This is a genomic window from Streptomyces sp. NPDC104106 (assembly GCF_055584345.1).
In genome coordinates this window covers 111895-123779 of the sequence record NZ_JBVJMF010000012.1, presented here as the reverse complement: position 1 = coordinate 123779, position 11885 = coordinate 111895, and the positions used below count along the sequence as shown (strand labels likewise).

At 72.6% G+C, this 11885-nt stretch carries 9 protein-coding genes and 3 pseudogenes; 7 read left to right on the top strand and 5 right to left on the bottom strand.

Translation table 11 applies throughout. The features are described 5' to 3' along the window. Positions 1-21: 21 nt before the first annotated feature. Entirely contained in the window at positions 22-2724 is a 2703-nt protein-coding gene (locus ACZ60X_RS26840) for an AAA family ATPase (RefSeq protein WP_469603382.1), read from the bottom strand. Positions 2725-3620: 896 nt separating this feature from the next. Here ACZ60X_RS26840 and ACZ60X_RS26835 point away from each other — a divergent pair. The 3 genes and pseudogenes from ACZ60X_RS26835 to ACZ60X_RS26825 form a co-directional block, all read left to right on the top strand. Beyond that, entirely contained in the window at positions 3621-3779 is a 159-nt protein-coding gene (locus ACZ60X_RS26835; RefSeq protein WP_469603671.1) for a hypothetical protein, read from the top strand. Between the two features lie 372 nt (positions 3780-4151). Then, the gene (gene denD / locus ACZ60X_RS26830; RefSeq protein ID WP_469603380.1) at positions 4152-5165 is read left to right on the top strand and encodes a D-erythronate dehydrogenase; all 1014 of its coding nucleotides are present in this window, start codon (positions 4152-4154) and stop codon (positions 5163-5165) included. Positions 5166-5282: 117 nt separating this feature from the next. After that, positions 5283-5544: pseudogene (locus tag ACZ60X_RS26825) on the top strand (hypothetical protein); the annotation flags it as partial. A gap of 144 nt (positions 5545-5688) precedes the next feature. On the opposite strand, the gene ACZ60X_RS26820 reads toward ACZ60X_RS26825, so the two are convergent. Both ACZ60X_RS26820 and ACZ60X_RS26815 read right to left on the bottom strand, forming a co-directional pair. Beyond that, the gene (locus ACZ60X_RS26820; RefSeq protein ID WP_469603378.1) at positions 5689-5931 is read right to left on the bottom strand and encodes a hypothetical protein; all 243 of its coding nucleotides are present in this window, start codon (positions 5929-5931) and stop codon (positions 5689-5691) included. Positions 5932-6029: 98 nt separating this feature from the next. Further along, positions 6030-6518, bottom strand: a pseudogene (locus tag ACZ60X_RS26815) (nucleotidyltransferase domain-containing protein); the annotation flags it as partial. A 738-nt stretch (positions 6519-7256) separates the two neighbouring features. Here ACZ60X_RS26815 and ACZ60X_RS26810 point away from each other — a divergent pair. From ACZ60X_RS26810 to ACZ60X_RS26800, 3 genes are all read left to right on the top strand, one after another. Beyond that, positions 7257-8315, top strand: a complete 1059-nt coding sequence (locus tag ACZ60X_RS26810; RefSeq protein ID WP_469603375.1) for an alpha/beta hydrolase — start codon at positions 7257-7259, stop codon at positions 8313-8315. Positions 8316-8503: 188 nt separating this feature from the next. Next, complete coding sequence (locus ACZ60X_RS26805) at positions 8504-9019, top strand: NUDIX hydrolase (RefSeq protein ID WP_469603372.1); 516 nt, start codon at positions 8504-8506, stop codon at positions 9017-9019. A gap of 267 nt (positions 9020-9286) precedes the next feature. Next, the gene (locus ACZ60X_RS26800) at positions 9287-9559 is read left to right on the top strand and encodes a hypothetical protein (RefSeq protein WP_469603369.1); all 273 of its coding nucleotides are present in this window, start codon (positions 9287-9289) and stop codon (positions 9557-9559) included. 116 nt (positions 9560-9675) lie between these two features. Here ACZ60X_RS26800 and ACZ60X_RS26795 read toward each other — a convergent pair. Next, positions 9676-10033, bottom strand: a pseudogene (locus ACZ60X_RS26795) (hypothetical protein); the annotation flags it as partial. A gap of 153 nt (positions 10034-10186) precedes the next feature. After that, complete coding sequence (locus tag ACZ60X_RS26790) at positions 10187-11023, bottom strand: helix-turn-helix transcriptional regulator (RefSeq protein WP_469603366.1); 837 nt, start codon at positions 11021-11023, stop codon at positions 10187-10189. Between the two features lie 74 nt (positions 11024-11097). On the opposite strand from ACZ60X_RS26790, the gene ACZ60X_RS26785 reads away from it, so the two are divergent. Continuing rightward, positions 11098-11811, top strand: coding sequence for an SDR family NAD(P)-dependent oxidoreductase (locus ACZ60X_RS26785; protein WP_469603362.1), 714 nt, complete (start codon positions 11098-11100; stop codon positions 11809-11811). Positions 11812-11885: the final 74 nt, after the last annotated feature.

The following is an 11885-nucleotide window of genomic DNA, read 5'->3' as shown; positions in this document are numbered from 1 at the left end:
TGGGTCGGGGAGGGCGCGGGGTCAGCCCGCGGACGAATGGGTGCTGGCCCAGCGGTCGGACAGCTTGGGGATGCGGTGCTCCAGCATCTTCGACGGCAGCTCCGAGCGGCTGGCGACCTGCAACTTGCGGTAGACGCGGGTGAGGTGCTGTTCCACCGTGCTGATGGTGACGTGGAGGCGGCCGCTGATCTCGCGGTTGGTGTAGCCGAGCGCGGCCAGCCCGGCGACGCGGCATTCGGCGTCGCTCAGCAGGGCGGGGCCGTCCTGGGGCTCGGCGTTCTCGGGGCGTGCGGGGTCCTGCAGCAGATGGGCGTCGACCGGTGACTCGATGCGGCAGGCCTCGGCCTCCGCGGCCGCCCGCCGTGCCACCAGCCGGGCCCGGGCGTACTCGCCCAGCTCGTAGTGAGCGGCGGACAGGTCGGCGTAGGCCTGGGCCAGTGCGTAGCGGTCCCCGCAGGTCTTGAGCAGGTCGATGGCCTCGCGCAGCAGTGAGGCCCGGCGGTGCGGCTTGCTGGTCGCGGCGAGCAGGCGCAGTGCCATCGCCCGGGCCCGGGAACTGTGGCCGCCGGGCAGCTGGAGCTGTTCCTCGGCCCATTCGCGGGCGGTGCGGGCCTTGCCGATGCGCAGATTGGCAAGGGCCAGGTCTGACCGCCAGGGGATGCCCTTCTGGAGGCTGGGGTTGCCTTCGCGCAGCAGCCGGCCGCAGGTCTCGAAGTCGTTGAGCGCTGCGAACGGCCGGTCGGTGGCGAGGTAGTGGTGGCCGCGGGCGCGCAGGTACTGGATGCCGAACACGGTGCGGAACATCGGCTCGGGCACATCGTGGCCGAGCAGTTCCTCGGCCTCGGCGTAGGAGCCCATGGCGGTGTGCGCGGCGATCGCCGTCGACAGCGGCAGTCCGACGAGCACTCCCCAGCTCTGGGCGCCGAGGATGCCCAGGGCGGCGAGCGCGCCTTCGGAGGCGGTGGTCACGTCTCCCTGGAGCAGGGCGATCTCCGCCCGGATGCTGCCGAGCAGGGCCTGCCAGGTCGTCGCCCGGCGTTCCACGGCGCGGTCCAGCAGCGCGTCGCAGGCCTCGGCGGCGAGCGCGGGCCGGTCCGCGTGGGCGATGGCCAGCAGGGACATCGCGACCAACTCCAGGTTCAGATGGTCGAGTTGGTGTCCCTGGAGAGCCTGCGCGACGGCGGCGGCGGACTCGTCGGTGGCCTCGCCGCCGACGAGTGCGGCCAGTCGGGCGGCGAGGCCGCCGGTGCCGGCCTGGGTCGGGCGGCGGCGCGGGTCGGGACCGGCGCCGGGGGTGCCCTTGCCGGGCAGGGCGACGCCGTAGAACCACTGCCGGACGAACTCCACCTCGGTGACGGTCTGGGCCTCGGCGGGGGAGTGCGGCGGGACGAGGCTGGCCACGGCCTGGGCGGCCAGTTCGGTGTCGCCCTGCCACAGCATGTGGCGCAGCACGGTGGCGGTGTCCCGCATGGTCAGTTCGCCGTCCAGCGCGGCCGCGCGCAGCGGTTGCAGGTGGGGGCCGGCGGCCGCCGGGTTGGTGCGCCACTGTGCGCGCGCGAGGGCGACCGACAGGGCGTGGCGTTCGTGTTCGTCGGTGCAGTCGCGCAGGACGAGCCCGAGGTAGTCGGTGCAGCGCTCGACGTCGTCCGCGGCGAGTGCCTGTTCCGCCGCGGCGCGCAGGATGCCCGAGCCCCATCCCTGCGGGACGAGGTCGGCGGCGTGGAGGTGATGCGCGACCTCCAGGGCGGGCGTGCCGGAGCGGTACAGCACGTGGGCGATCCGGGCGTGCAGTGCGGTGCGTTCGGCGATGTCCATGTCCTCCAGGACGGCCGCGGCGGCGGTCGGGTGCCGGAAGACCCAGCCGTCCAGCAGACCTGAGGAGTTGAGGGCGTCGACGGCTTCCTGGGTGCCGGCCGGGGTGGTGTCGGTGAGTTCTCCGACGGGCACGGTCCGGGCCAGTGCGCCGAGTGCGGCGAGAGCCCGGGCCACCCGGACGTGGGCCCTCTCGCCGCGGTGCAGCAGGGCGAGTACGGCCCGGCGGTAGGCGGCGCCGGCGACGGGCCGGTCGATCTCGGGGCCCAGGCGTGTGCTGTCGTCCAGCAGGGCGTGCACCAGCAGGGGGCTGCCCGCGGTGACCCGGTGGTAGGCGCTGCGGGTGGGGGCCGGCAGGGGCCGTCCGGCATGGGCGGCGAGCAGTTCGCCGATGTGCGTCTGGGACAGTGGGGCCAGGCGTACCCGGCGGTGTGGCTGGCGGAGCAGTTCGGTGTGCGCGGGCGAGCGTATCTCGCCGAAGTGTCCCGACGTGGCGCACACCACGAGCACCTGGCGCGAACGGCTTCGGCGCAGCAGGTGGAGGATCGTATGCAACGAGGCCCGGTCCATGGCGTGGGCGTCGTCCACGGCGATGACCACGGGGCGCCCGTCGCCCGCGAGGCGCAGGAGGGCGTCGGCCGTCTCGTCGCCGGACACCGCGGACTCCGTCTCGGCGTTGTGGAGTAATTGCCGGACGAGGCTCATCGGCTGATCCCGTTCGGCCGCCCATGTCGTACCGGTCAGTATGCGGGCATCGGTGCTGATCAGCGTGGTGAGGAATTCATGTATCAGCTGGGTCTTGCCGGATCCGGGGCCGCCTGTGATGATCACGAGCCGCCCGTGCCCGCGCCTGCTGTCGGTGAACGCCTCGCCCAGGACCTGAAGTTCTCTCTGACGACCGAAGAGTTGCATCGCGGTTCCCCCCTGGATTCATTTTTAGTGTGACTCGCACTCCGCTTCTCACATGACGAGACGGCGGCGTACGACGATGCGAGCGAGAGTTTGTGAGAGCGACGCCCCGCCGCAAAAGCGGCGCGCCGAACCGTTCGGGCGTCTGTGAAACGGTTCTTGACGGAAAGTAAAACGAGTGCGGACCAGCCTCTCGAGGCTTGCAGGCCGATGTGGATGCCCCCGTTGGCTCCCCATGTCCGCGGAGATGGCCCGGAACTTCCGTGCCGAGTGAATCCGGTCAAAGTTCTGGCTGGCTCATTCAGAGCGTTCGCGGCTTTTCTTGTTGAATGCAGAATAAAGATTAGATTCTCATAGCAAGTAGAAAGGCTATCTGTCTAGGCCAATGTTGTCAACTGCCGTTCTTGTGACGCAGGTTGCATACTCGCCCGCCCTCCCGCTTGGGCGTCCTTTTGCCGTCACGTCATTTACCGGCCGGTTAAGGAAATGAACCGGGCACGGTTAATCGTGACATCGGTCACGGGAAACCGCTTGCACCGCCCGTTCGGGCAACGCCCATTGCCCGGCGGCCCTCTGACTCTTGGCGCCCGGCAGAATCCCGGTGCGAGGCTCGCCTGCGCCCCCGCAGAGGTGTGCCGCGCCGACGAGCCTGTCCTCGTCCGCGCCGAACGCACCGCCCGCACCTCGACGGCGCGGCCTGCGCCTCGCCCGCGCACGGCAACCCCCCTGCCGGGTTCCTTCGTCCGGCTCTGTGGGGGCAGTTCACCGTGCTGGACCGCTGCGATCCGCGGCTTAGCCGTGTCCGTTCCGCGTCGGGCGGCACCGGTTGACCGTCACCTTGGGGGAAGTCCCAGCATCGGTGGGGCCGGGCGACGCGCTCGGTATGAGGAGGGGTGAGGGTGGAGTTCGACGAGATCCGCCGGGTGCTCGCCGAGTCGGCGGAGCCCGAGCAGGCCGTACGCGACCTCATCGCCCTCGCCAACGGCAGCGGCGGCCCCGACAACGTCAGCTGCGTGGTGGCTCACGTCGAGGAGTTCCCGCCGCAGGGCGAAACCTGATCCGCCCCAGGCGCGGCGCTCCGGTGGCCCTGGGCCGTTCACACGGGCGGCGGTCGTCGTCTGCTCCGGGTCCATGGCCTACGCCTCGTTCGGTGTCCACCAGCCGCACGCGTTGTGCCCGATGGTCGACGGAGGGACCGGGCCGTCCTGTTCTGCTGGGCGGCCCCGCTGATCGCACGCCTCGGCCCGGGGTGAGCCCCTCCCGGACGGTGAGGGGCTCGACAGCGTTCGCCGTCGTCGTCTCCCTGATGCCCGGTCACCATGCTTGAATCCGGGGACGGGCGCACCCCCGCGCGGCACCGTGCCGTACGGCATCGGTTGCGGGCGGGCCGGGCCCCGGCCGAGGAGGCCCCTACTGAGGAGAGGTCGCGCGTGAGGGTCGTCATCACCGGTGCGTTCGGCTTCCTGGGGCGCCGGATCGCCGCCGCGCTGCTGCGCGACCGGACGTTCGGCGGCACCCCGATCGACCGCCTTGTCCTCGCCGACCGCGCCGTGCCGCACGACCCGCCCGAGGCGCGGGACCCGCTGGTCACCGTCGTGCACGGCGACCTGATCGACCGGCTCGACGACGTCTTCGCCGCGCCGGTGCACGTGCTGTTCCACCTCGCCGCCGTGGTGTCGGCCGAGTGCGAGGCGGACATCGACCTCGGCATGCGCACCAACGTGGACACCACCCGCGCCCTCCTCGACGCCGCCCGGGCGCAGAGGGCCGCCGGCGGGCCGGAGCCGCGGGTGACGTTCGCCAGCAGCCTCGCCGTGTACGGCGCCGGCCCTGGCCTGCCCCTGCCACCGGCGGTCAGCGAGGCGACCCTGCCCGTGCCGCGGTCGAGTTACGGAACGCAGAAGCTCATCTGCGAGCACCTGATCGCGGACTACACCCGCCACGGCTTCATCGACGGTCGGGTAGCGCGCCTGATGACGGTGGTGGTACGGCCGGGCCGGCCGAACGCCGCCGCCTCCGGCTTCCTGTCCGGCATCGTCCGCGAACCGCTCGCCGGTCTCCCGTCGAACTGCCCGGTGGACCCCGGGCTGCGCGTCGCCCTGTCCTCACCCGGACGTACCGTCGAAGGGCTCCTCGGCGTGGCGCGGGCCGAGCGCGGCTGCGGCCCCGGACGCCTCGACGGGCCGCTGCCGGTCAACCTCCCCGCGCTCACGGTCTCGGTCGCCGAGATGCTCACCGCTGTGCGTCAGCTGGCCGGTGATGCCGCCGCCGACCTGGTGACCTTCACCGCGGACCCCGCCGTCGAGGCGATCGTCGCCTCGTGGCCCGCCGTCTTCGACAACAGCCGCGCGGCCGCGCTGGGTCTCCTGCCGGACCCCCACTTTCCGTCGATCCTGCGGCAGTACCTCGCCGAACACCCGCCGGGGCGCGCGCCCGCCGGCTGACACGGCGGCGGCACCAGCCCCCCGATGCGGCCCACCGCCCTGCCGCGTCGCGGTACTCGGACGGAGGTGAGTATCCGCGCCTGGCCTGTGGCGGTGCGGGGCGGCCGCGCCCGGGACATGCGTCGGGGACCACGGAGTGCGAAGTCCATCGCCCACGTACGGTCGATTCCCGTGCTCGCGGCACTCGTGTCGGCGGCATGGGCCGTCTGGCTGGGGCTGGGACCAGCGGTCCGACGCCCACCCCGACGGCTGCGCAACCGGTCCGTGCGAGGCGTGGCAGGTGATCGGACTGGTGCTGACCCTGCTGGTGCCGGTGTGCCGGGCGGCGTCCCGGCACTGTGCGATCGGCCCGGTCCTGGGCACCACGGCCGGCCTGACTCCGCCGTCTTCGCCGTGATCGCCTGGCCTGACCCGCGGGGCGGGACACCTCGCAGCCCAGGCGCGTGTGAGGCCGCGTGTCCCCGCCGTACCACGCCACGGGCGAGGACGCGAACGACGCCCCCGCTGCGGGTGCCGTGCCGCGCTATTCGACGGTAGGGTCCTCCTGCGAGTGCCGCATTCCCTGCTTGACGGCCTGCTCCACCTCGTACCGGCTGGTTCCGGTGGCCGTGGCGTACGCGGTGATGGCCGCCTGCACCGCCTCGGCGGCCTCGCGCCAGCGGCGCAACTGCGCGTCGTACGCGTCACCGGTGAGCCCGGCGAGTTTCGCGCGCTCTTCCTCGGCGGATCGTTCCAGCTTGATCAGCTCATCGGGTACCTCTGCCACGGCCGGATCGTAAGCGGAGAGCGTGCCGCGAGGACCGCCGGACTCACCGGCCGATCGGGTGGAGTGGCCGACCGTCGGCGAGGGGTGCCGGTCCCTCGGAAATGAGTGGCGATGCCGAACGCGCGCCGGAGTCGGGCCATGTCGTGCAGGTCGCGTTCCGACGGCTGATAGCCCTGGTGGAAGTACACCTGCTGCTCAGCGGACAGGCACGGGACCGCCGCGCCGCGGACGGTGCCGGTCACGAAGCTCGACGAGGGGGAGACGAAGGGATGCTCAGGCCGCGGTGACACCTGCTGCGCGGAACCGTCCTCGGCGAAGACCAAGGGATGCAGGTCGATCTCCCGCCCGTCCGGGTCGGTGACGACGAACCGGACGGGCCGCTGGTCGAGGCTCTCCGTGAACCCCTCCGCGCACAGGGCGGCCGGGACGGCGGGTTCCTGGTCTCGTCGGTGCATCAGGTCGAGGTCCCTGTGCTCTCGCGTCTGCTCGCCGACCAGCGCGTCGATCCCCCACCCGCCGCCGATCCACACATCGGCCCCGGCCCGCCGCAGTACGGCCAGAACGGCCAACAGATCGTCCACGCTCATCACTTGAGGCAGGGTAGCTTGCCGAGCCGCCGCCGATCCCTGACCGAAGAGGGGCGGGGCGCGCGGGTCGGCGTGCTACGGCTCCCGCGCCGATCAGACGCCTGCCGGTCGTTCGAGGTGGGCCGGTCGAGCGACGGGAAACGGATCGGGACACCGCGGACCGAGCCGCGCACCGGCGCCATGCCGCCGACGCCACCCGCTCGGCGACAGCTGCCGGTCCATCGAGCGGACCCGCGGCGCCGTCGACCTCCACCGGATCCGCTTCGGCGAGGGGCGCCTCGCGGAACGCGCCGAGGACCGCCGCCACCCCCCGCACATCCCCGACGATCACCCGCACAGCCTGCGGCGCGGCGACGACCTCGTACAGCCACGCGCAGCCGGCTCCTGCTCGCGGCGCATGGACACGGCCACCAGGCCGACGAGGGTGACTCCGATCACAGAGCCGATGACCACCAGTGAGACGAACGCGGGGCCCACGGCCACCAGCGCTCGGAACGTGGCACACCGCCGCAGACATGCCCATTGCTCCTCATATGCGGGCGACTGCACCGTCGGCACGGGCCCGGCCGTGGAACGCGCGCGCGGTCACGAACGTCTGACCAGTTGATCGCGAACCGGTCTCCGTGCTGGTCCACGTCCTCCGACCGCGCCGGGTCACGGTTTCATCAAGGCGCTCGTCCTGTGATTCCGTGGCATCCGGCTACAACCGTCCGACATCGATCTACTGGGGGATCGTCCATGAGCCTGACCGGGACGTCGTTCTTCGTCCTCCTGATCGTGGCCACCGTGCTGTGCGTGACCGGCACCATGGTGCTCTGGTCACGGCTCAGAGGGCCCCACACGCTGCGCTGGCTGGTTCGACTGGTGATGATCGCCCTGTGCCAGCTCACCGCCGTGTCGGTGGTCGCGGCCTGGATCAACAACGACTACGGCCTGTACGCCTCCTGGGACGACCTGATGGGCAAGGACAACGGGGCCGCCGTCGCCATGCCCGGACCCCCGGCCGACCGCGCCAAGTTCACCCACACGGAAACCGGGGCGCTGGACACCTACTTCCGCGGCAAGCACTCGCAGCTGTCCGGGCAGGTGATCGTGTGGACCCCGCCGCAGTACAACCAGCCCCAGTACCGGCACACGCGCTTCCCGGTCGTGATGCTCCTGCACGGCGTACCGGGCAGCCCCGCTTCCTGGATGGAACACGGCGGCATGCCCGGGGACTTCGAGAGCCTGATGAAATCGGGCGCCTCGCACCCCTTCATCCTGGTCATGCCCGTCGTCGACCCCGGCGGTATCGACACCGACTGCACCGACCAGCCCAACCGGAAGGTCGCCACCTGGATGGCGAGTGACGTGCCGGAGCTGATCAGCCAGCAGTTCCGCACGCTCCCCGGGCCCAAGGGCTGGGGTCTGATGGGCTTCTCCACCGGGGGCTTCTGCGCCGCGCGGCTTCCGCTGGCCTACCCGAAGGTCTTCAACGCCGGCGCCGCACTCGACCCCGACCCGCTGACCGGCGACACGGGAGTGATCTCCGACCCGGTGTCCCGTGAACGTACCAGCCCCACCTACATGGCGCGGCACAGCAAGGCGACGGTGAGCGTCTTCCTGGCCACGTCGGCCGAGGACCGGCTCAGCCCGCCGCGCTACATCGAGGAGTTCGTGAAGGCGGCCGCGGGGACCATGGTCCGGACGCAGACGATGGTGCTGCCCAACGGCGGCCACAACTACAACACCTGGACGCGGCTGTACCCGGCGGCCTTCAGCTTCCTGAGCCACCACACCATGGGGCCGAGGACCTGAACCGAGCACCGGCGTCCCCCGCTCGGCGCGCGAACGGGCCCGAGCGGGGCGGCCGTTCAGGAGAGCAGACGCCCCGCGCGTGCTCGGGAACAGGCGTGAAGTACTCCCCGCCGAGGACCAGATCGATCAGATCCGCCCCATGGCTGGACGGCTCCCAGGAGCTGACCCGGGTCCACAGCAGCCGTTCGGTGAGGCGTGCGCCCCGGTCGTCGTGTATCTGGCTGCCGCGCGAGGAGTGGATCAGGACCCAGCCCCAGGCGCTCATCGCCTCGTGCGTTCTCGTGCGTGACGGTGCGGGCCGCATCCTCCTGCTCCGCTACGGTCCGGGCGAGCCGGGTGCCGGGAACTGGTGGCTCCCCGGCGGGATGCTGGACCACGGTGAGGACCCCTGGACGGCGGCCCGCCGCGAGATGCGCGAGGAGACTGGCGTCGAACTGGGCGTCGTGCCGAAGCTCATCGGCATCGACCACCGTGCCGACGTCGGAGGTACGGGGCCGGTCCTGGACTGCTACTTCCACGGCGGGATCCTCGCGGAAGGCACCCTCATCCGGCTGAGTCACGAGCACGACGATCACACCTTCGCCGACCTCGACGGCCTGGACCGGCTGATGAGCCCCGCCCACGCCGCGACCCTCAGGGCCCTGCACGCCGCAGCCCTGGGCGAGACGGTCGTCTGCCTGCGCGAGGGGCTCGCCCCGACCTGACCGGGCCGCCGTCCTGACCGGACCGATCGGGCCGTACCCGCTCCCTGCCGTCGCCTCGCTCAAGGCCCCTTGGAACACGGGGAGTCGCGCAAGCCCGCGCGTCCCCTGGAACGCGACGGCGCACTGGTCCGCCTGCCCGGTCCCGGTGACACCGGTGTTCCTGTCCGCGCAGCCCTCCGGCTCGGGCGCGGCGGGTCACGGAGCACGCGGGCGAGGCCGGCCCCCTCGGCACCCCCGTTGTCAGTGGCGGCTGAGAGGCTGGGCGGTATGGACAGGGACGATGAGCAGCTGCTGCGCGGCCGGGTCTACGGCCGGGACCACGACGACCCGGGCCCGCGGCCCGGACAGCGCTACGCGGAACTGGTCGGCGGCCCGCTGGACGGGCTGCTGCTCGACATCACCGAACGGGCGCGGCACGAGACGGGCGCAGGCGTCGCTCTCCCCACCGAACTGGGCCGGTTCGGCGCCGGCGGACGGGCGATATACCAACCGCGGCCCGGCGACCCACGCCACTTCGACTGGGCCGGCGACGCCCCGTGACGGCCGGCGCGCACCGCCCGGTACGTCGCCCGACCGCGGTGCGCCCGACCGCTGTTCGCCCACGCGGCCGCGGCAGCGTGCGGCAGGACCGGGTGGGGAAGGCCCGTCGGCGGTGTTCAGAGGCCGGTGAGCAGGCCGTCGAGTGAGGCGGGCACGCGGTCGGGGTCCAGCGCCTCGACCAGGACGCGGCCGTAGCGGACCTTCCGCCCCCCTCTTCGAACCGAGGAAGCGCCGCACCTGCTGGTGCGGGGCCCTGCCCTGCTGTGCGGGCTGGTGCAGGAAGGTCCGCAGGGCGCGCAGCTCGCCCTCCGCCCGGACCGGTTCCGTCACCCGTGCCACGCCGAGCGCCCGGATCGGCTCGTCCTCCAGATCCGCGGCGCAGACGTGGAACGCCTCCTGTGCCGCACCGGCGCGGTCCACGGCACGGGCGTAGAAGCGGTGCGCCTGGTCGCACAGCCCGGTGAGGGGAAGACCGGGTGCCCGGGCAGGCAACGTTCGCCCCGTCGCGACGCCCGGCACGCTCCCGTCCCCGTCGGTCATGACCGGAGTCTCCGCCTCTCCCCGGCGCCCCGCCAGGGACTTACCGCCGGTGTACCCGTTCGTCGAACGTCCCCCCGCCGGCCTCCGTCAGCATCCCGGCTCCCCGGGGGCGGAAGCGGCGGTGAGCGACAGGGACTGAAGCGCGCGGGCGGAGGGCGAACCGGGGTCGGCCGTGATCAGGACCACCTCCTGGTCGTCCTCGGGTACGAGCAGCACATCGCAGTTCAGCCGGAGCCTGCCCAGTTCCGGATGGTCCAGGGTCTTGGCGCGGTGTCCCGGCGCGTGCACCGGATGGGCCTGCCAGATGGTGCGGAACTCCTCGCTCCTGTCACTCAACTCCGCCAACAGATCGGAGAGTTGGGCATCCCGGGGGTAGCGTTCCGCGGCCCGGCGCAGCCGTGCCACCGCGATCGGCCCGAACTCCCGGGCCCCGGACGTCTCGTACGTCCGCCCTTCACCGAGGAAGCACCGCCGGGCCAGGTTGGTCCGGTGCTTCGCCGGGTCGTAGCCGAGCAGGGACCGGGCCGCCGGATTGCAGGCGATCACCTCGTAGGTGGCGTCGGTGACGACCGCCGCGGTTCCCTGGAGCCGTCCGAGCATCCGCGCCACCTGCGGACGCACCTCCCGCACGGGCCGCGCGGCGGGCGGCGCGACCGTGCCGGCCAGCCGGAACAGATGACTGCGTTCGGCCGGATCGAGCCGCAGCGCGCCGGCGAGGGCGTCCAGCACGCGCGGGGAGGGGCGGGGCCCACGGGCCTGTTCGAGCCGGACGTAGTAGTCGACCGACATGTGCGCCAACTCCGCGACCTCCTCCCGGCGCAGCCCCGGCGTCCGGCGCGGGGCGCCCTCCGGCAGCCCGACGTTCCGCGCGCTCAGCCCCGCCCGGCGTTCCCGCAGGAAGCGGGCCAGTTCCTGCCTCGCCATGCCGTGGCCTCCTCCTCCTGTCTGGTACAGGTGGTCCCTGGCAAGGCGGCGCCGGCCGGGGAACCGTGGCTGACATGAACGATCGCACAGCACTCGTCACCGGTGCCAACAAGGGCATCGGCCACCACATCGCCCGCCTGCTCGCCGCCGAGGGCTTCACCGTGTACGTCGGATCCCGCGACGCCGGACGCGGGGAGGCCGCGGCGGCAGGGATCGGCGGCGGCGCCCGCCCACTGGTCCTCGACGTCACCGACGTGGACGGCATCGCACGCGCCGCGGCCCGCGTCGAGTGCCTGGACGTGCTGGTCAACAACGCCGGCGTCGCCGAACCCCTCGACCCGCCCGCCGAGGCCACCCTGGCGGACTTCCGCCGGACCTACGAGACGAACGTCTTCGGCGTCGTCGCCGTCACCAACGCCCTCCTGCCCGCCCTGCGCCGCTCGGCGCGGCCCCGCGTCGTGAACGTCTCCAGCGGCACCGGCTCCCTGACCTGGAGCACCGGCCCCAACCCCCAGTTCACCCCCGGTAACGGATCCGGCGCCGCCTACCGCTCCTCCAAGGCCGCGCTCAACGCGCTGACCGTCTTCTACGCCCAGACGCTGGGCGAGCCCTTCAAGGTCAACGCGCTCGCCCCCGGCGCCCGCGCCACCGATCTCACTGCCCGGGCGCGGGTCCGTGGCGGCGACCCGGAGGAGGGCGCCCGCGGCGCCGTCCGGCTGGCCCTGCTGCCGGACGACGGACCGACCGGTGGCTTCTTCTCCTGGGACGGCACCCCGGTGCCCTGGTGACCCCCGTGCCGCCCGCGGCGTGAGCCGGGCGGCGTGGCGGGCGGGCCACCGTGCGGCGGCCGGAGAATGCGGGG